This is a genomic window from Jiella avicenniae (assembly GCF_021390325.1).
GTDB lineage: Bacteria > Pseudomonadota > Alphaproteobacteria > Rhizobiales > Rhizobiaceae > Jiella > Jiella avicenniae.
The window spans coordinates 58,036-76,117 of the sequence record NZ_JAJUWU010000003.1 but is presented as its reverse complement, the minus strand read 5'-3'; the positions used below and the strand labels follow the sequence as shown (position 1 = coordinate 76,117).

Sequence of the window (18,082 nt, the reverse complement as noted above, 5' to 3'; positions counted from 1 at the left end):
CGGCGTGCAAGCCGCTGTCGCCAACTCGCACACACCCAAATCGCCATATGGTGACGATCGTCGCCGATTGCATCGTTTCCGCCGCGACTATGAACGACATTTCATCTGCGTTTACGGTCGCGGGGTAGCCGGTGTTCCCGCTCGCGCTTCACTATCTTGATCGGACGGCCCTTCGCCGCTGTCCAGAAGTCCGGCGTCTCAGCCGACGGGCGGCGTCGTCACGATTTCGGGAGCGTCGATGGCGAGGGCTTCGCACAGCGCCCGCATGTCGCCGGGAAGCGGCGAGCGAAACGACAGCGGGCGATCGTCCTCGGGATGGCGGAAGCCGAGTTCGGCGGCATGGAGCGCCTGCCGCCCCAGTTCCTCGACGACGGCTCTCGCCGCGGCGTCGAGCTTTGCCGCCTTCGACTTCACGCCCGCGCCGTAAAGCGGGTCGGCGACGAGCGGATGGCCGAGATGGGCCATGTGGACGCGGATCTGATGAGTGCGGCCGGTCTCCAGCCGGCAGGTCAGGAGCGTGGCTTCTGCAGCCGCCGTTCCGAGGGCGAGGGTCTCGTAGCGGGTGACGGCATGGCGCGCATCGGCCCGCCCGGCCGGCACCACCGCCCGCTTGATCCGGTTCGTCGCCGAACGGCCGAGGGCGGCGTCGATCGTCCCGGCGGGCGGGCGCGGTTCGCCCCAGACGACGGCGAGATAGGCCCGCGACAGCCGCCCGTCGCGACCATGGGCGGCGAACTGTTCCGACAGGGCGCGGTGGGCGCGTTCGGTCTTGGCGACGACGAGAAGGCCGCTGGTATCCTTGTCGAGGCGATGGACGATGCCTGGCCGGCGGACGCCGCCGATCCCCGTCAGGCTCGGCCCGCAATGGGCAAGGAGAGCGTTGACCAGCGTTCCGTCCGGATTGCCGGCGCCGGGATGAACGACGAGGCCGGCCGGCTTGTCGACGACCAGAAGCCAGTCGTCCTCGTAGCGGATGTCGAGGGCGATCTCCTCCGGCGTCGGCTCGGCGTCGTCCGGCAGCGGCAGGGCGAGTTCGACGGCGTCGCCGGCGGAAAGTTTCTGCTTCGCACTGCTCGCCGGTCGGTCCGATACGCTCGCATGGCCGCTCTCGATCAGTCCCTTGATCCGGCTTCGCGACAATTCGCCGTCGAGCGCCCGGGCCAGAAAGACGTCGAGGCGCTCGCCTTCGTCGGCGGTTTCGACGCTGAAGCGTCTTGTCTGCATGGTTTAAAGCCTTGTAGGAGCAGCCTGAACCTTGCCGGCCCCGTCCCGAGGACGGGTGCAGGACGAATCTGGAATGACGAGAGGACGCATCATGGGGCCGGCCGGACGGGAGAGGGACGAGGACGAAAAGCCGCTCGACCCGGCAGCGGAACGCGTGCGGCGCAAGATGGTCCGGCTTCTCGCCGTCTCGATCGGCATCATGCTGGTCGGCGTTATGGCGGTGCTCGGCGTCGTTGTCTACAAGACGCTGCCGCAGCCGAAAGGCCTCGGCGCGCCCATGGTGAGCGTCGAACTGCCGGCCGACGAAGAGATCGTCGAGACCGGGCTCGACGGCGACCGGGCGATGATCCGCACCCGCGCGGGCGGCGTCGACCGCCTCTATGTCGTCTCCCTCGCCGATGGCGCCATCGTCAAGCGCCTCGACGTCAGCCGAGGCGGCGCCACTCGGGTGGACCTCGAAAAGGCGGCGTCCCGCTGACGCTCGCTCGCTCGGTCTCCCTTCGACGCCGGAAAGAGATGACGGGCAGGGGGCGCGAAGCTGGCGGTTGGGGAAGGCGGTCTCTTCGCGCCGTCGACGAACAGGGTAATCGCGTGAAGGCAAGCGCCGCGGGCGACGCTTCGATCTCCCCCCTTGCGGGGGAGATGGGTGGCAACCCAGAGGGGGGTGTCGCGCCATTTCTCAGCAGTCCAGCGCGACGTCACCCCCCTCTGCCTGCCGGCATCTCCCCCGCAAGGGGGGAGATCACGCCAATCGCCAGCCCGGCCGCAGTTTCAAGCGATTGCCCTGCGTCGACGAAAAAGCCCTTGCGTTCCTCGGCCGCAGCCTCTAAGAGACCCGGCACCAGCGCGGAACACCCGCGCCACGCGCCCATCGTCTAGCGGTTAGGACGGCGCCCTCTCACGGCGCAAACAGGGGTTCGATTCCCCTTGGGCGTACCATTTCTTTTCCGATCGAACGGCGACTGACTGGCGACGCATTCGCGTATTCGCCGATCGGCGCGTGCCGAAACGCCGTCAGTCTGACACCGATCCTCGGCCGCTTTGCGGAATGCCGCCCAGCGAGGCCGGTGACCCGTCGCGAGCCGGGCGGCGCCTCGCAGTTCGTCCATGCCGAAGAAAAGCTGGAGTGCGGCCGTCGGCCCGGTTCCCGGAGGCGGGCTCCGACAGCGGGGCGAAAGGTCGGGTGCCGGCGTCCCTCACGCCCCGCCGAGCAGGTCCTTGTAGGCCTCGCGCAGCACGTTCTTCTGCACCTTGCCCATGGTGTTGCGCGGCAGCTCGTCGACGAAGACGATCCGCTTGGGCTGCTTGAAGCGGGCGAGCTTGTCCTTCAGCGCGGCGATCACCGCCTCTTCCTCCAGCGGCTCCTTCGCCACGACACAGCCGACCACGCCCTCGCCGAAATCCTTGTGCGGCACGCCGATGACCGCGCTCTCGACGACGCCGGGGAGTTCGTCGATGACCAGCTCGACCTCCTTCGGATAGACGTTGTAGCCGCCGGTGATGACGAGGTCCTTGCCGCGCCCGACGATGGTGACGTAGCCGTCCTCGTCGACGAAGCCGAGGTCGCCGGTGATGAAGAAGCCGTCGGCGCGGAACTCGGAGGCCGTCTTTTCCGGCATCTGCCAATAGCCGGAAAAGACGTTCGGGCCCTTCACCTCGATGACGCCGATCTCGCCCCCGGGCAGGATCTTGCCGCTCTCCGGATCGGCGATGCGCAGCTCGGTGCCCTGGAGCGGGAAGCCGACCGTGCCCGCCCGGCGCTCGCCGTCATACGGATTGGAGGTGCTCATGTTGGTTTCGGTCATGCCGTAGCGCTCGAGGATGCGCTGGCCGGTCGCCGCCTCGAAGGCGCGGTGGGTCTCGGCGAGAAGCGGTGCCGAGCCGGAGGTGAACAGCCGCATGTGGGCGGTCGCATCCCGGTTGAGCCGCGCGTCGTCGAGGAGCCGGGTGTAGAAGGTCGGCACACCCATCATCGTGGTGGCCTGGGGCAGCCATTCGAACACCGCGTCGGGATCAAATTTCGGCAGGAAGATCAGCGATCCGCCGGCGATCGTCACCGTATTGGAGGCGACGAACAGGCCGTGGGTGTGGAAGATCGGCAGGGCGTGGAGAAGCACGTCTTCGGCGGTGAAGCGCCAGGCGTCGCGCAGCACTTCCGCGTTGGACAGAAGATTCGCATGGCTGAGCATCGCGCCCTTGGAACGGCCGGTCGTGCCCGAGGTGTAGAGGATCGCCGCGAGATCCTCCTGTCCGCGGGAGACGGTCTCGAAGCGATCGCTGGCGGCAAGCACCTTGTCGCTGAGCGAGCCGGCGCTTTCGTCCGGCGAGCGCCACACGCCGAGGGTCTCGATCGCGGCGCCGGCCCTGGCGGCAACCTCTGCGAGGGCATCCCGCTTCTTCGGATCGCAGACGAAAACGCGGGGCTTGGCGTCACCGAGGAAATAGTCGATCTCGGCTGGAGTATAGGCGGTGTTGAGCGGCAGGAAGACGCCGCCGGCGCGCACCGTGCCGAAATAGAGCATCAGCGCTTCGATGGATTTTTCGACCTGCACGGCGACCCGGTCGCCCGGCTTCAGGCCGAGGCCGACGAGAACGTTGGCAAAGCGCGCCGAGACCGTTTCGACGTCGCCGTAGGAATAGCTGCGGCCGTCCGGCAGCACCGCGAACCGGCGTTGCGGATCGCCAAGCCCGGCCGAGAGCAGCCCGTCGAAAAGCGTGTTGGTCATGCGACGTCCTTCAGTGTGTGTCCGCTGCGGCCGGGCAGGAGGCCCGTCACCGCCCGGCTTGCGGCGATCTCGCCCTCGGCGGCATAGGCCTCGTGCCGCTGCTCGACCCGCGGCAGATCGTAGAGATAGTTGACCATCAGCCCGTGAGCCTGGGCAAGGCCGCGGCGCGACGGGTCGCCGAGATGCATGATGCGGTTGAGAACCGCCCCGTTGCCGAGATGGAAGCGGGCGACCGGATCCTGCGGCTGGCCGTCGCCGCGCTTGGCCCGGAGGAAATAGCGGGCCGCGAGCGACAGGATGCCGGGCCGCGCCTCCTCGACGAGGGCGGGATCCGCCTGCCAGTCCTTGTCCGAGACGATCTCGATCGCGCGTTTCTCGGCCGGTTCGAGCCGCTCGCGAAAGTCCTTGGGCAGGGCGTCGACCCAAGCCGAAAAGCCCGGCACCGGCGAGAGCGTGACGAAGGTCCTGAGGCTCGGAAAATGCTCCTTCAGATCCTCGGCCACCTGCTTGATCAGGAACGAGCCGAAGGAGACGCTGGCAAGGCCCTTGTGGCAGTTGGAGATCGAATAAAAGACGGCGGTCTGGGCGTCCTCGGCGGCGATGATGTCGCGCTCGGGATCGAGGACCGAGGCGATCGAGGCCGGGATATCGTCGGTCAGCGCCACTTCGACGAAAATCAGCGGATCGTCCGGGATCGACGGATGGAAGAAGGCGAAGCAGCGCCGGTCGGCCGGTGCGAGGCGCTGGCGCAGCTCGTCCCAGTTGCCGATGGCGTGGACCGCCTCGTAGTGGATGATCTTCTCGAGGATCGAGGCCGGGGTGTTCCAGTCGATCGGCCGCAGCATCAGGAAACCGCGGTTGAACCAGGACTGGAAGAGGTGCCTCAGGTCCTTGTCGACGGAGGCAAGCCGTGCAGGGTCCTCGCGGCAGAGCGGAAGCAGCCGTTCGCGCAGCTTGACGAGTTCGGCCGTGCCGCCGGGCGCGAGATTGAGACGCCGGAACAGCTCCTGTCGCGGCGGCTCGGCGATCTGCTGCAGGCGGGCGAGTTCCGCCGCCTCCGGATGGCCGGCATAGGCCGTCGCCGCTTCCGCCAGCTCGATCGGATCGGGCGAGAACTCCTCGGCCAGCATGTGGAAGAAGCGCTTGATCCCCTTGTCGTCGAGGGCGCGGACGCCGTGGATGATCTCGGCCGCCATCCGGACGCCGGTCGCCTCGCCGCGCGACGAGACGAGCCGGTGGCAGAGCGCCGCGATCTCCGGCACGCCGACGCCGGGCGGCCTTTCCTCGCCCGCGAACCAGGAGCGGGCACCGATGGAACTCAACAGATCAGACAGAAGCGAGACGCGGCTCATCCTCCAGGCCCCATGACGAGATTTGGCAGGAACAAAGCGATGTCGGGAAAGATGCAGAGAACCACGATCCCGAGCACCATGCACAGAACATAGGGCAGCGACCCGCGCAGAATTTGGGCGAGCGTGATGTCCGGCGCGATGCCGTTGATCACATAAAGGTTCAGTCCGACCGGCGGGGTGATCAGGCCGATCTCCATGTTGATCGTCAGGATCACCGCGAACCAGTAGGGATCGAAGCCGGCATTGGTGATGATCGGCAGGAGGATCGGCGCGGTCATCAGGATGACGCCGACCGGCGGCAGGAAGAAGCCCGCCACCAGCAGGAAGAGATTGATCACCGCCATCAGCACCCAGCGGTTCACCTCCATGTCGGCGATCGCCTGGGCGATCGACTGGGTGATGAACATCGAGGAGAGGGCGAAGGCGAAGAGATCCGCCGCGCCGATGATCAGCATGATCATCACGCTCTCCTTGAGCGTGTCGCGGAAGATCACGTTCATCGAGGAGAATTTCCAGGCCTTCGAGAAGATGCCGTAGACCACCGCGACGAGGACGAGGCAGAACAGCGCGCCGACGCCGGCCGCCTCCGACGGCGTCGCGACGCCGCCATAGAGCACCCAGAGGACGCCGACGATGATGGCGAGGAAGGGCAGGACCCGGGGCAGGGCCTCGAAGCGCTCGGCCATCGAGAAGCTTTGGGTGAGTTCGGACAGGCCGAGACCGCGCCGCTTGCAGGCGATGATCGTCCAGCCCATGAAGAAGATCGTCAGCATCAGTCCCGGCATCAGGCCGGCAAGAAACAGGCGGCCGATCGAGGTTTCCGTCGCGATGCCGTAGACGATCATCGTCACCGACGGCGGAATGAGGATGCCGAGGGTGCCGCCCGCCGCGATCGAGCCGGCGGCGATCTCCGCCGGATAGCCGCGCTGGCGCATTTCCGGAATGCCCATCTTGCCGATCGCCGCGCAGGTGGCGGGCGAGGAGCCGGACAGCGCCGCGAAGATCGAGCAGGCGCCGAGATTGGACAGGACGAGTCCGCCGGGCACCCGGTTCAGCCAGCGGTCGAGCGCTTCGTAGAGATCCTTGCCTGCCGGCGAGGACGCGACGGCCGCGCCCATCAGGATGAACATCGGCACGGCGACGAGGCTGAAGGGCGAGAGATAGCCGAAGAACTGCTCGCCGACGGTCTCGAGGAAGAAGCCGCCATAGACGCTGTAGAGCGCGCCGAAGGCGACGAGCCCGAGGGAAAAGGCGATGGGCGTGCCGATCGCCAGGAGGCCGAGCAGCGCGGCCAGCATCACCAGGCCGGAAATGAGCGGGCTCACGGGCGGGCCTCTTCGGCAGTGTCGGAAAAGAGAACCGGTTCGTGATCGACCGGGTCGGCGCCGTCGAGGGCCAGCCGCATGATCTCGGCGACATATTGCAGCGCCAGCATCACCGTGCCGACCGGCATCGGCAGGAGCGGCATCCACAGGGGCACCGCCCAGACCGTCTCGGACGTCCAGCCGTTCGCCCAGGCTTCCTCGAAATGCACCCAGCCGGCATAGGCGAGAAGCGCGACGAAGAGGAGGGACGCGAGCGCCGCGAGCATCTGCATGACGAGGCGCACGGGGGCGGGCGCGGCGATCTGCAGGATGTCGACGTTGACGTGGCCGCGCACGATCAGCACCCAGGGGGCGCCGAGGAAGGTCGCGGCGACGATGGCGTAGGCGGTGTATTCGGTCTGCCAGACGGTGGACCAGCCGAGCGCGTAGCGCACGAAGACCATGTGGCTGACGGACAGCACGGCGGAAAAGAGCAGCGCCGCGGCGAGAACGCCGAGCCCCCGCGAGATCGCCGAGATCACCTGGATGGAAAGGCGCATGAGGGCTCCACGGACGCGCGACGATCGCCGTCAGGCCACGGGGCACGCGGTCGGCGACGCCCCGTGAAGTCTTTGAGCGGGACCCGGCCGTCGGCCGATGCCCCGAGCGAAGGAGAGTCTCACTCGACGGCGAGGGCCTCGTCGATCAGCTTCTGGCCGTTCGGCACCTTCTCGGCGAAGTTCTTGTAGGAGGTCTCCTTGGCGATCTTCAGCCAGGCGTCGTAATCTTCCTTCGACATTTCGACCACTTCGACGCCATTCTTCTTGTAGACGTCGACGAGATCCGCATCGAGCTTCTTCGCTTCGCCGGCGAAATAGTCCTCCGCGGCCTTGCCGGCGGCCATGAGGGCTTTCTGCTGCTCTTCGTTCAGCCGATCGAAGGAGCGCTTCGACATCAGGATCGGCTCGTACATGAACCACAGGGCGTTCTCGCCCGGCGCGGTCAGGCACTTGGCCACCTCGTAGATGCGGTAGGAGACGAGCGAGCCCGACGAAGTGTTGGCTCCGGTGAGGACGTTCTGCTGCATCCCGGTATAGATCTCGGACGACGGCATCGAGGAAATCGACGCGCCGGCGCCCACCAGCATCTCCTCGAAGGCCGGCCCGGCGGCCCGCAGCACCTGACCCTTGCCGCTCTCGGGCGAGGTGATGCATTCCTTCGACGAGACGAAGCCGCCGGCGAGCCAGGCGTCCGACAGGATGATCGCGCCGGCCTTTTCGACCTCGGCCTTGATGTCGTCCATGAAGGGCGAGTCGTTCAGCCGTGCGGCGCGCTCGTGATTGCCGACGAGGCCGGGCATCAGCGTCGCGGAAAAGGCCGGATGGCGGCCCGAGGCGTAATCGAGCGGGAAGGCGGTGATGTCCACCTGGCCCTTGGTGACGGCGCCCCACTGGTCCTTCGCCTTGAACAGCGATTCGCCCGGGAAGACCTGCAGCGCGAGACCGACATCGGCCTTCTCCAGCTCCTTGCCGATCAGCTGCACCATCTCGTCGCGTACGTCGCCCTTGCCGCCCGGCCACTGGTGCGAGGCCCGCAACGTCACGTCCTGGGCGAGTGCTGAGCCGCAAAGCGCGAACCCGCAGACGGCCGAAAGCAATAGTCTCTTCATGGTCATTCCTCCCGTGTTGAAGCCTTGGCTTCCCGACTCCTCCAAGCCATGCGCCGAGCCAACATCGACTTGCACACGATGTCAAGGCGATTGTATACGATTTGTGGGGCAACCACGCTGGTCGAATCGTATGGAAACCACCGCCAAGGGCGCCGGGGAGAGCGCCGCGGCCGCCGGGTCCGACGGCTCGTCGCCGCGCCGCAGGTCCGCCGGCAGCCGGGTCAAGTCGGGCGAGATCCGCGAGATCATCGAGCAGGAGATCGTCACAGGCGAAAGACGGGCGGGCGAGCGGCTCGACGAGCAGGCCGTCGCCGCGCGCTTCGGCGTATCCCGGACACCGGTTCGCGAGGCGATCAACCAGCTCGCCTCGGCCGGGCTCGTCGAGCTCATTCCGAACCGCGGCGCCTTCGTGCGCGCCACCGGCCTCGGCGAACTGGTCGAGATGTTCGAGGTGATGGCCGAACTGGAAGGCATGGCGGGCCGGCTGGCCGCGCGCCGAATTGCCGCTTCGGCGAGAGTTCGGCTGCGCGAAGCTCTGGCTTCCTGCGAGAATGCGGCGGCGCGCGACGCGCCGGACGAGTATTATTACGAGAACGAGCGCTTTCATCAGGCGATCTACGATGCCTGCGGCAACGGCTTCCTCGCCGAGGAGGCCCGCCGGCTGCACCTGCGCCTGAAGGCCTTTCGCCGGCTCCAACTACGCGTACCCCAGCGTATGCGCCAGTCGCTCGCCGAGCATCGCGGCATCGTCGCCGCGATCGAGGCGGGCGACGGCGAACGGGCCGAAGCCGAGCTGAAGAGCCACATCATGGTGCAGGGCGAGCGCTTCGCCGATCTCGTCGCCAGCCTGACGCCGAAGGGTTCTTGAGGAAGCCGAGAATCCTCTCGGGATTCGTCGGGGGCGCGATGCGCGGGCGGCGGTCCCGCGCAAGTCCCGTTGCGCAAAGCTTCGTCCACCGTCTCACGGCTTTGTGAGACTGCCGAACGGGTTGGTCGGCTCCGTGGGACGACTAGGTTGCCGTCGACCAGCCGGTCCTCGAGACCGCCAACACGATCGACGTGGATTGTCCCATGATCAGACTTGCAGCCACCGCCGCCCTGGCTTCGACGCTCCTTGCAGTGCCCGCAGCCTTCGCCCAGGGGCAGACCGACATGAACGATGCGACGAAGGTCGAGATGAAGGGCGCCGACGGCGCTTCCATGGGCAGCATCTCGTTCGTGCCGACGCCCCACGGCGTTCTGATCGAAACCGATCTGGAGAACCTGCCCGATGGCGTCCATGGTTTCCACATCCACGAGACGGGCACCTGCGAAGGCGACTTCAGTTCGGCCGGAGGCCACTACAACCCGGCTGACAGCGATCACGGCTATATGAGCGAGAACGGCCCGCATCCCGGCGACATGCCGAACGTGACCGCCGCCGGCGGGACCGTGAAGGTCACCGTCTTCAATCCGAACGTGACGATGACCGGCGGCGACGCGCCGCTCGACGATGACGACGGCTCGGCGCTGGTGATCCATTCCGGCGCCGACGACTATGCCTCGCAGCCCTCCGGCGACGCAGGATCGCGCATCGCCTGCGGCGTGATCTTCCCCGCAAAGTGACGTCGCCGGCCGGCGTCCGCGTTCGCCGGGACGCGTCCCGACAGAAGTGTTGATAAAGGCCGGGTAGCCTGCCTGCCCGAAGACTCCCGGGCCTCGTCAGGACGCTCCGGGCAGCCAGTCCATGGGCCGGTAGCCGGGCAGGGCCGCGACGCGGTCCAGCCAGGCGCCGATGGCGGGGAAGGCGGCGAGGTCGAACCCGCCTTCCGCGGCGACGTGAGAGTAGGCATAGAGCGCCACGTCGGCGAGGCTCGGGGCATCGCCGGCCAGCCAGGGTCGCTCGGCAAGGCGCTGCTCCATTACGCTGAGCGCCTTGAGACCGCCCGTCATCGTCGCGGCGAGGCGCTCCTCCGTCGCGAAGGCAGCGAGGCGGGCGTAGATTTTCAGCGAGCGGCGGACGGCGACATGCGGCTCGTGGCTATATTGCTCGAAGAACATCCACGACAGCATCTCGGCCCGCTCGAACGGATTGGCGGGCACGAACGCCGTCTCCTCTCCGAGGAAAAACAACATCGCGTTCGATTCCGGCAGGACGCGGCCGTCCTCAAGTTCGAGCAGCGGCACTTTGCCGTTCGGATTCTTCGCCAGGTAGTCCGGCCGCTGCGTCCCACCGTCCTCGGTGGAGACGCCGACGTGGTGGAACGGGCGGCCGGTCAGGGCACAGAGGAGCCGCGGCTTGTAGCAGTTGCCGGAATCCGGCATGCCGTAGATCGTGATCATCTCGCAAACCCCGTCGAACTCCGGCGAGAGATTGGCATCCTCCGGCATCGGGTCGCCAATTCATTTTCGTGAAGGCAGCAATCAGCCGATCAGGGAGTGCAGGGTCTGCTCGGTCTGCACCGCAGAGAACTCGATGGCAAATCCTTCTTCGAGATGACGCACGACGGTTCCATGCATCATCCCGAGCGTCACCCGGGACTTCAGGGCGGGACGGACCGAGCACTGGACCGCTGCGCCCGACAGGGACAGGTCGATGATCTTCACCTGGTATCTGCGGCCGTCGTCGAGCGTGACCTCGACGCGCGGATCCTTCGGCAGCAGGCGCTGGTGGCGACGGTCTTCCGGCAGGTCGAGTTCGGCGCGATTGGCGAACCAGGTGAGCTGGGCGGCGAGCTTCTCGCGCTTTCGCTCGGAATTGATCAGGTCGACGGCGAATCCGCCGGGATAGACGCGCGCGACGATGCCTTCGAGGCGGCCGATGTGATCGACGTAGAAGATGATCCGTTCGCCCTGACGCGGCTCGACGGGGGTGACCACGGCGACGCCGCCGGGCGACATGTTCTCGACGCGGCAGGGAAACTCCTCGAAGCTCTCGCGCATGAAGCGGCCCAGCAGATCGAGGTTCACGCGGCTGAACCGGCGGCGTTCCGACGGTTCGGACCTCGAGGACTGAGGCATCATGTTCATCGCGGTCCGCTCTTTTCGTCGCAAGCCGGTTCGTGTCACGCCGCCGAACAATATCTCCTGACGGTTAAGGAAGCGTGGATTCTACCGCCTCATTCAGCGCCGGGGGCAGCGATGGCTGCAAGTTGACGAAAACCCGAGGCGTTAACGAATTCTCAGAGAATACATTGCCGAGCCGCGCCGTCGTTGCTAACCCAGCGACGAGGACACGTCCGGTCTTCGTAGCGCAAGCGGTCATTTCTCCCGAACGGAGCATGGAACCCAATTCAACCGCCAAGTCCCCGACTTGGCGGTTTTTTCTTGGGCGATTTGCAAGCTCGTCGCAAAGCCGCGCCCGGGGGAGCGGGCGAGGAACGTCGGATTCCGGCGGGCTCTTCCGGTGGCTGGCGAGCCGATGCGGCGGTCCGACATCCGTTACCGTTTCATCAAGGCAAAGGATGTGCGAATGCGAGGAGCCCGCGGGACGAGGGCAGGCGAAGCCGGCATCGTCAGTCGCGCCGGCGGAGCCTCGCGGGCATTCGGGCTGCGTTGTACGGCGAAGGAGGGTTCGTGTCCGAGCAGAGAGTTCCGAGCGAGGATCATCAGGACGGCTTGAGGCGCCGGCCACCGCCCGCCTTCAACGTGCCGGGGATCGTTCTCGTCCTCATCGCGGCGATGGGGCTCGTCCACGCCTATCGCACGCTCGGCCTCGGCGAGATCGCCGACGCGCGGTTCGTCCTCGATTTCGCCTTCATCCCCGGATGTTACGGCGGCGCCGGCGAACTCTGCCTGATCCGACCGGCGGCCGCCGATCTGTGGTCGCCGCTGACCTATGCCTTCCTGCACGGCAGCTGGACGCATTTCGGCATCAACACGTTCTGGTTCCTCGCCTTCGGGACCCCGGTGGCGCGGCGGCTCTCCCACGTGCGTTTCCTCGCCTTCGCCGCGGCCGGCACGATTGCCGGAGCGGCCGTCTTCTACCTCGTCAACACCGGGCTCGAAGTGCCGGTGATCGGAGCGTCCGGTACCGTTTCGGCGCTGATGGGGGGCGCCTGCCGTTTCGCATTCGTCAGGCAGCGGCCGATGCACGGCGGCTTGCCAGAAGCCTTGCAGCCGATGATTTCCGTTCGAGAGGCACTCTCGGACAGAACGGTCCTCATCTTCGTCATCGCCTTCTTCGTCACCAACTTTCTCGTCGGGGCCGGTGTCGGCGGCGCATTGACCGGCGGCGGCGAAGTCGCCTGGGAGGCCCATCTCGGCGGCTTCGTCTTCGGTTTCTTCTGCCTGCCGTTCTTCGATCGGGTGGAACGGGTCTAGTCGCCCGGTTTCGCGGCGCTCTCCGGCGACGCCGTTGTTGCTTGCGGAAGGTCTTGCTGTCGCCTCGACCTTGTCCCACCTTCGTTCATCGGGAGCAAAAAGGGAGGCCAGGATGACTGTCGATCAGATACTCAAGGTGAAGGGTGGGGAAGTCTTCACCCTGCAGCCGCACGTGACGCTTGCGGAGGTGGTGGACGTGCTGGCCGAGCGCCGGATCGGCGCGATCGTCCTTCTCGACGATGCCGGCCACGTCGCGGGCATCGTGTCCGAGCGCGACGTCGTCAGGGTGCTCGCGAAGTTCGGCGCCGAGATCCTGACCAAGCCGATCGGCGAAGCGATGACCGTCAAGGTCAAGACCTGCACCAGCGACACCGGCATCGACGAGGTGCTGGCGATCATGACGAACGGCCGCTTCCGGCATCTTCCGGTGGTCGAGGGCGGACGGCTGGCCGGCATCGTGTCGATCGGCGACGTGGTCAAGCTGAAGATCGAGGAAGCCGAGCGCGAGGCCGCGCAGATGCGCGAATATATAGCAGCGGGATGACCGTGGCTGCGGAATGACGCGGGCGGCGGCACCAGCCGGGCCATGAGACGAAGTGGTCGCCGAGCTGGGGCTCGCCCGCCGGTCCGGCAATCGTCCCGAGGGTCTCGCCGTACCCCGCATCCGGCGGACGACCCGGTCCATCCCGTATGGTCGGCGGGAGGAGCCGCCGGCGGGACCTGATTGCGCCTTTCGGCTTCAGAGCCGCAGCGGCTCGGGGGTGCGGCTTTCGGCGAGACGCTGGATCTCCGACATGCGGCTCTTGGTGGCGCCGTAGCCGATCTCGATCGCCTCGGCTGCCCGGAAGAACTCCCAAAGGCCGATGTCGCGCACGCGCGGCTGCAGCGACAGGTCCGGCGGGTCGCCGGCGAGGCGGGCCCGGGAGATGCGGTCCTGGATGATGTTGAAGGCGTCGACCATGGTGCGGGTCAGGCCGAGTTTCTTGCGCCGCTGCGCCGAGCTGTCGCCCTCGTCGTGGTGCGGCGAGACCGGACGGAATGCCTCGTCCTCCGGCAGATCCGCCTCGTTCGCCCGCATCCGCAACACGGCGGCGCGGCCGAAGAGATCGTAATGCAGATTGACGGCCATGACGTTCTGCTGCTCGAAGACCCGGCAGACGTTGGCGGGAACCGGGTTGACCAGCGCGCCGTCCATCAGCCGGCGGCCGCCGCACATCACCGGTTCGAAGACGCCGGGAAGCGCATAGGAGGCGCGCATGGCCAGGACCAGAGAGCCGGAATCGAGCCAAACCTCGTGCCCGGTCTGCGCATCCGTCGCGACGCAGATGAGCGGCCGGTCTAGGTCTTCGATCCGGGTGTCGTGAAGCGCCTCGGCGAGGCGCCGCGACAGCCTCAGGCCGCCGATCAGCCCGGAGCCGCCGATCCTGAAGTCGAGATAGCGGATGAGGCCGCGGCGCGTCAGCGAAAGCGCAAAATCCTCGAGTTCGGGCAGCTTGCCCGCCAGATAGCAGCCGCCGACCAGCGCGCCGATGGAGGTTCCGGCGATCATCGAGATCGGCACGGCGTATTCGTCGAGGGCCTTGAGAACGCCGATATGTGCCCAGCCGCGCGCCGCGCCGCCGCCGAGCGCCAGAGCGATGCCGCCCGGCTCCTTCGGCTGTGCCGGGGCCTGGTGGGGAGAGAACTGCGACTGGTCGACCGCAACGTCGCGCCAACCGAATACACGCTCGAGCATGACGGCCCTCCGGTTCCGGTCTTCGAGATGAACGAGCCTAGGCCGAACTCTTGACCATCGTGTTAAGGATCGAAGGCCCATGAAAACCCGGCCGGCTTTGCGCTCGTCACTTTGCCGGGGGTGGATCGACGGTCGTCAGAGCGCCGTCCCCGGGACTCACGATCCTATAGAAGCAAGTCGTGCGACCCGTATGACAGGTGTCGTCCCGGCGCTCGCATTCGACCCGCAGCCAGACCGCATCCTGATCGCAGTCGACCCGTATTTCTTTGACATGCTGCAACGCGCCGGAGCTTTCGCCCTTCTTCCACAAGGCCTTGCGCGAGCGAGACCAGTAGTGGGCAAATCCGGTGGCGATCGTCCGTTCGAGCGCCTTGGCGTTCATGTGGGCGACCATCAGGAGATCGCCGGTCTCGGCGTCCGTCGCGACGGCGGTGATCAGGCCGTTCGCGTCGAAGCGCGGGCGCAGGGTCGTACCTTCCTCCTGCTCCGACAGGTCAGTGGAAGGCGCAGAAAAGACGGGTGACGCCATTTGCCGCGAATCACCTCGCACAGCCGGTGAGCCGCAGGATCGATTCCTTCTGCGCAGGATCGTCGGCAAACACGCCGCGATAGGTAGCGGTGAAGGTCGACGAGCCTTCGCTGCGGATGCCGCGCATCGACATGCACAGATGCTCCGCCTCCAAGATGACCGCGACGCCCTGAGGGCGGAGAGTGTTCATCAGCGCGTCGGCGACCTGCGCCGTCATCGCCTCCTGCGTCTGCAGCCGGCGGCCGAACATGTCGACGAGCCGGGCGATCTTCGACAGCCCGAGGACGCGGCCGGCAGGCAGATAGGCCACATGCGCCCGGCCGATCACCGGCACCATGTGGTGCTCGCAATGCGTATGGAACTTGATGTCCTTGACGAGAACCACGTCGTTGTAGCCCGCAACCTCTTCGAAGGTGCGGCCGAGCACCTCCGCAGGCTCGTGGTCGTAACCGCCGAACAACTCCTCATAGGCCTTGACGACCCGCTTCGGCGTTTCCTTCAGGCCTTCGCGTTTCGGGTTTTCGCCGATCCAGCGGAGCAGCGTCTCGACCGCCGCTTCCGCTTCGGCGCGGCTCGGACGTTCGACGACGGCCTCTTCCGGCTTTTCGGGAAATTTCTTGACGACTGCTTCCATGTTCCTGCGCTCCGAAAATGTCGGAATCCGAGCTGCCACCCAGAGGGAATGGGGATCCGGTGCGCCGGAGCGCCCGTCACTGCCGGTTGTGTCTGGCTTCTTCAACGCGTGATCGCTCCTCATCGGACCAGGGCCGTCGGAGCGACCGTTCGAGTGCCTCCGCGTCCGCCCGCCGGCGGTCTATCGAAGCGGCAACCGGGTTCCTATATAATTTGCGAAGCGTGCCTTTGACAGGGCGCGAAGCAAAAACCCCGGCCAGGGACAAATACCGTGATCGACGACGTCTATAATGCAAAAATCCTCGAATTTGCCGGCAACATCCCGCGTACCGGCCGGCTCGCCGAACCCGATGCGAGCGCGACGGCGCATTCCAGGCTCTGCGGCTCGACGGTCACCATCGATCTGAAGGTGGAGGATGGGCGGGTCGCCGATTTCGCCCACGAGGTGAAGGCCTGTGCGCTCGGCCAGGCCTCGTCCTCGGTCATGGCCCGCAACGTGGTCGGCGCGACGCCCGAGGAGTTGCGTGCGGTCCGCGAGGAGATGCGCGCCATGCTCAAGGAGAACGGCGCGCCACCGGCCGGACGCTTCGAGGATCTGAAGTATCTGGAGCCGGTCCGGGACTACAAGGCCCGCCATGCCTCGACCATGCTGACCTTCGACGCCGTGGTCGAGGCGCTGGACAAGATCGAGGCGCAAGGGCGCGGCGAGGCGGCTTGATCGAGCGGCGTCGTGCGACCTGACAGGTCGCGATGAAAGGTGTTTCGCCGTAAGATGCTCAAAGTCCCGCTCGGCATTCCCGCCGCCGGGCTCGCCAAGTGCGGAGAAGGAGCGATGAAACCCTCGGAAGCCCTCGAAAAGCATCGCGAGACGATCCGTGAGATCCTGTCGCGCTATCCGGTCAGCAATCCGCGCATCTTCGGGTCGGTCGCAAGAGGCGAGGATACGGAGGCGAGCGATCTCGACATCATCGTGGAGGCAGGGGCCGGGTTGACTCTGTTCGACCTCGTTCGGATGGAGGAAGAACTTGCTTCGCGCTCCGAAATGAAGGTCGACGTCCGTACCGACGGCGATTTTTCCGACCGCGTCTTTCGCCGCATAAGCCGGGTGTTCAAGCCCCTATGACGCAGGACGCCGATCTACCCGTGGGGCTCGTCGACCGCTTGGTCGGACTACATGTGGCTTGCCTACGAGTCGCACAGTTGCTGCCCGCCATGGACATCGGCTTGCTCCAGACCAGCCAGATGCACCAACTGGCGTTGTCCAAGGCGGTGGAACTCGTTGGAGAAGCTGCGGCAGGCATCGTCAGGAAATACCCTGGTTTCTGCGACGCCAGATCTGATTTGCAACTTCGGCCTGCTGTCGCAGTGCGGAACCTTCTCGTCCATGGCTACGATGGCATATCGTTCGAGCGGCTGTGGGATATCGCAAACCACGATGTGGTCATTCTGAGCCGAAGCCTCGAACCGATCCTGACCGATGCCGGCGAAGATCTCCCGTAACTACGGCGGCCCCTGGCGCAAGACGCCCGGCCGCCTGTTCGGGGTCGGCTTCGTCCGGCTTTATCAACTGACGTTTTCCTCGCTCGTCGGCGGCCACTGCCGGCACCTGCCCACCTGTTCCGAATACGCCTATGAGGCGATCGCCCGGCACGGCCTGTGGCGCGGCGGCTGGCTGTCGGCGAAGCGCGTCGCGAAATGCGGGCCCTTCGGCGGGCATGGTATCGACAACGTGCCGGATGCCTGACGGAATGGCGCGCGGCGCTGCGATTGACTTTTGCCGCCCGTCGTCGGACCTTTCGCCGACGCAGAGAAGGATGTGCGACGATGGCCCACAAGTTCGAAGTCTACAAGGACAAGGCGGGCGAATACCGCGTTCGCTTCAAGTACAATAGCGAGGTCATATTCTCGACCGAGGGCTATGCGTCGAAATCCGGCGCTCATCGGGCGATCGAGTCGATCAAGAAATTCGTGCCCGAGGCTCCGACCGAGGAGATGGAGTAGCCTCCCACCTCATTCTCCCCCTGTGTCTCGCTCGGCGAGAAGCTTTGCCAGGGCAGGCGGGAAGAGCACCCCGGCAAGAGCCTCTTCGACGGGGATCCAGCGGATCACCACGTCCACCCCCCCGTCGACGACGTCGATGCGCCCGGCCTCTCGCGGCGGCGACCCATCCTGCGGTCGCTCGACGGCGAAGATGAAGACGATCTCGTGGCCGGGCCGGCCATCGTGCTCGAAGCGGTTTTCGCAGGTGGCAAGAAGCCGCGGCGCCGCGATCTGCCAGCCGAGTTCTTCCTTTACAGGATCGGCCCGAAAATCGGAATCGATTTTCGGAAAGCACGATCCGTAGATTCAATGGCTTAGAGCGTCCTTTGTGCGTCCGATTGGACGCACAAAGGACGCTCTAACTCCCGCGTCACCGCCGCTTCCGCGCTTTCCATGAACTCGATGCCGCCACCCGGCGGCCGGTGACCGACGAGCCTGCCCTCGGCGTCGAGCACTTCCATCAGGAGGACGTGACGGTCCTCGACGCACAGGCCGATGGCGATCGGCCGGATGCGCTTCGGCGGGATCCATCGGCTGCCGCGGCCACTGGCTGGCGACGCCATCGTCG

The 18,082-nt window shown here is 66.3% G+C and carries 21 protein-coding genes, 1 tRNA gene and 1 pseudogene; 11 read left to right on the top strand and 12 right to left on the bottom strand.

The window, feature by feature from the left end; translation table 11 throughout:
• Positions 1 to 198: 198 nt before the first annotated feature.
• The gene (locus tag LZD57_RS02700; protein ID WP_233717584.1) at positions 199 to 1,224 is read right to left on the bottom strand and encodes an RluA family pseudouridine synthase; all 1,026 of its coding nucleotides are present in this window, start codon (positions 1,222 to 1,224) and stop codon (positions 199 to 201) included.
• Positions 1,225 to 1,297: 73 nt separating this feature from the next.
• On the opposite strand from LZD57_RS02700, the gene LZD57_RS02695 reads away from it, so the two are divergent.
• Both LZD57_RS02695 and LZD57_RS02690 read left to right on the top strand, forming a co-directional pair.
• A complete protein-coding gene (locus tag LZD57_RS02695; RefSeq protein WP_233717583.1) occupies positions 1,298 to 1,702 on the top strand; it encodes a hypothetical protein in 405 nt (134 codons plus the stop codon).
• 386 nt (positions 1,703 to 2,088) lie between these two features.
• Positions 2,089 to 2,163: transfer RNA gene (locus tag LZD57_RS02690), tRNA-Glu, on the top strand.
• Between the two features lie 257 nt (positions 2,164 to 2,420).
• On the opposite strand, the gene LZD57_RS02685 is transcribed toward LZD57_RS02690, so the two are convergent.
• From LZD57_RS02685 to LZD57_RS02665, 5 genes are all read right to left on the bottom strand, one after another.
• The gene (locus LZD57_RS02685) at positions 2,421 to 3,950 is read right to left on the bottom strand and encodes a malonate--CoA ligase (protein ID WP_233717582.1); all 1,530 of its coding nucleotides are present in this window, start codon (positions 3,948 to 3,950) and stop codon (positions 2,421 to 2,423) included.
• A complete protein-coding gene (locus tag LZD57_RS02680; RefSeq protein WP_233717581.1) occupies positions 3,947 to 5,302 on the bottom strand; it encodes a malonyl-CoA decarboxylase in 1,356 nt (451 codons plus the stop codon). Before LZD57_RS02680 ends, LZD57_RS02685 begins: the two co-directional genes overlap by 4 nt.
• Positions 5,299 to 6,627, bottom strand: a complete 1,329-nt coding sequence (locus LZD57_RS02675; RefSeq protein WP_233717580.1) for a TRAP transporter large permease — start codon at positions 6,625 to 6,627, stop codon at positions 5,299 to 5,301. The genes LZD57_RS02680 and LZD57_RS02675 overlap by 4 nt, the downstream gene beginning before the upstream one ends.
• On the bottom strand, positions 6,624 to 7,166 hold the full coding sequence (locus tag LZD57_RS02670; protein WP_233717579.1) for a TRAP transporter small permease subunit: 543 nt from the start codon (positions 7,164 to 7,166) through the stop codon (positions 6,624 to 6,626). Before LZD57_RS02670 ends, LZD57_RS02675 begins: the two co-directional genes overlap by 4 nt.
• 119 nt (positions 7,167 to 7,285) lie before the next feature.
• On the bottom strand, positions 7,286 to 8,275 hold the full coding sequence (locus tag LZD57_RS02665) for a TRAP transporter substrate-binding protein (protein WP_233717578.1): 990 nt from the start codon (positions 8,273 to 8,275) through the stop codon (positions 7,286 to 7,288).
• Between the two features lie 130 nt (positions 8,276 to 8,405).
• Between LZD57_RS02665 and LZD57_RS02660 the strand changes: the two genes are divergently transcribed.
• On the top strand, positions 8,406 to 9,143 hold the full coding sequence (locus LZD57_RS02660) for a GntR family transcriptional regulator (protein WP_233717577.1): 738 nt from the start codon (positions 8,406 to 8,408) through the stop codon (positions 9,141 to 9,143).
• 203 nt (positions 9,144 to 9,346) lie between these two features.
• Entirely contained in the window at positions 9,347 to 9,880 is a 534-nt protein-coding gene (locus LZD57_RS02655) for a superoxide dismutase family protein (RefSeq protein ID WP_233717576.1), read from the top strand.
• Positions 9,881 to 9,976: 96 nt separating this feature from the next.
• Here LZD57_RS02655 and LZD57_RS02650 read toward each other — a convergent pair whose 3' ends face one another.
• Both LZD57_RS02650 and LZD57_RS02645 read right to left on the bottom strand, forming a co-directional pair.
• The gene (locus tag LZD57_RS02650) at positions 9,977 to 10,597 is read right to left on the bottom strand and encodes a glutathione S-transferase family protein (RefSeq protein WP_233717897.1); all 621 of its coding nucleotides are present in this window, start codon (positions 10,595 to 10,597) and stop codon (positions 9,977 to 9,979) included.
• Positions 10,598 to 10,678: 81 nt separating this feature from the next.
• Positions 10,679 to 11,278 (bottom strand): PilZ domain-containing protein, encoded by a 600-nt coding sequence (locus LZD57_RS02645; protein ID WP_420844740.1) that lies wholly within the window; start codon positions 11,276 to 11,278, stop codon positions 10,679 to 10,681.
• A gap of 552 nt (positions 11,279 to 11,830) precedes the next feature.
• Between LZD57_RS02645 and LZD57_RS02640 the strand changes: the two genes are divergently transcribed.
• Both LZD57_RS02640 and LZD57_RS02635 read left to right on the top strand, forming a co-directional pair.
• Positions 11,831 to 12,577, top strand: coding sequence for a rhomboid family intramembrane serine protease (locus LZD57_RS02640; protein WP_233717574.1), 747 nt, complete (start codon positions 11,831 to 11,833; stop codon positions 12,575 to 12,577).
• Between the two features lie 112 nt (positions 12,578 to 12,689).
• The gene (locus LZD57_RS02635; RefSeq protein WP_233717573.1) at positions 12,690 to 13,121 is read left to right on the top strand and encodes a CBS domain-containing protein; all 432 of its coding nucleotides are present in this window, start codon (positions 12,690 to 12,692) and stop codon (positions 13,119 to 13,121) included.
• A 195-nt stretch (positions 13,122 to 13,316) separates the two neighbouring features.
• Here the strand turns inward: LZD57_RS02635 and LZD57_RS02630 are convergent, their stop codons facing one another.
• The 3 genes from LZD57_RS02630 to folE form a co-directional block, all read right to left on the bottom strand.
• A complete protein-coding gene (locus LZD57_RS02630) occupies positions 13,317 to 14,312 on the bottom strand; it encodes a patatin-like phospholipase family protein (protein ID WP_233717572.1) in 996 nt (331 codons plus the stop codon).
• Positions 14,313 to 14,418: 106 nt separating this feature from the next.
• Positions 14,419 to 14,841 (bottom strand): phosphoribosyl-AMP cyclohydrolase, encoded by a 423-nt coding sequence (gene hisI, locus LZD57_RS02625; protein WP_233717571.1) that lies wholly within the window; start codon positions 14,839 to 14,841, stop codon positions 14,419 to 14,421.
• 10 nt (positions 14,842 to 14,851) lie between these two features.
• Complete coding sequence (gene folE / locus LZD57_RS02620; RefSeq protein ID WP_233717570.1) at positions 14,852 to 15,475, bottom strand: GTP cyclohydrolase I FolE; 624 nt, start codon at positions 15,473 to 15,475, stop codon at positions 14,852 to 14,854.
• 270 nt (positions 15,476 to 15,745) lie between these two features.
• Here folE and LZD57_RS02615 point away from each other — a divergent pair, with 270 nt between their 5' ends.
• The 5 genes and pseudogenes from LZD57_RS02615 (at position 15,746) to LZD57_RS02595 (ending at position 17,475) form a co-directional block, all read left to right on the top strand.
• The gene (locus LZD57_RS02615; RefSeq protein WP_233717569.1) at positions 15,746 to 16,192 is read left to right on the top strand and encodes an iron-sulfur cluster assembly scaffold protein; all 447 of its coding nucleotides are present in this window, start codon (positions 15,746 to 15,748) and stop codon (positions 16,190 to 16,192) included.
• 54 nt (positions 16,193 to 16,246) lie between these two features.
• Positions 16,247 to 16,597, top strand: a complete 351-nt coding sequence (locus LZD57_RS02610) for a nucleotidyltransferase family protein (protein WP_420844727.1) — start codon at positions 16,247 to 16,249, stop codon at positions 16,595 to 16,597.
• Positions 16,598 to 16,674: 77 nt separating this feature from the next.
• A complete protein-coding gene (locus LZD57_RS02605; protein WP_233717568.1) occupies positions 16,675 to 16,974 on the top strand; it encodes a HepT-like ribonuclease domain-containing protein in 300 nt (99 codons plus the stop codon).
• Positions 16,952 to 17,209: pseudogene (gene yidD, locus LZD57_RS02600) on the top strand (membrane protein insertion efficiency factor YidD); the annotation flags it as partial. The gene LZD57_RS02605 and the pseudogene yidD, both read left to right, overlap by 23 nt.
• 89 nt (positions 17,210 to 17,298) lie before the next feature.
• Positions 17,299 to 17,475, top strand: a complete 177-nt coding sequence (locus LZD57_RS02595) for a YegP family protein (protein WP_233717567.1) — start codon at positions 17,299 to 17,301, stop codon at positions 17,473 to 17,475.
• A gap of 353 nt (positions 17,476 to 17,828) precedes the next feature.
• On the opposite strand, the gene LZD57_RS02590 is transcribed toward LZD57_RS02595, so the two are convergent.
• Entirely contained in the window at positions 17,829 to 18,077 is a 249-nt protein-coding gene (locus LZD57_RS02590) for an NUDIX hydrolase (RefSeq protein WP_233717566.1), read from the bottom strand.
• Positions 18,078 to 18,082: the final 5 nt, after the last annotated feature.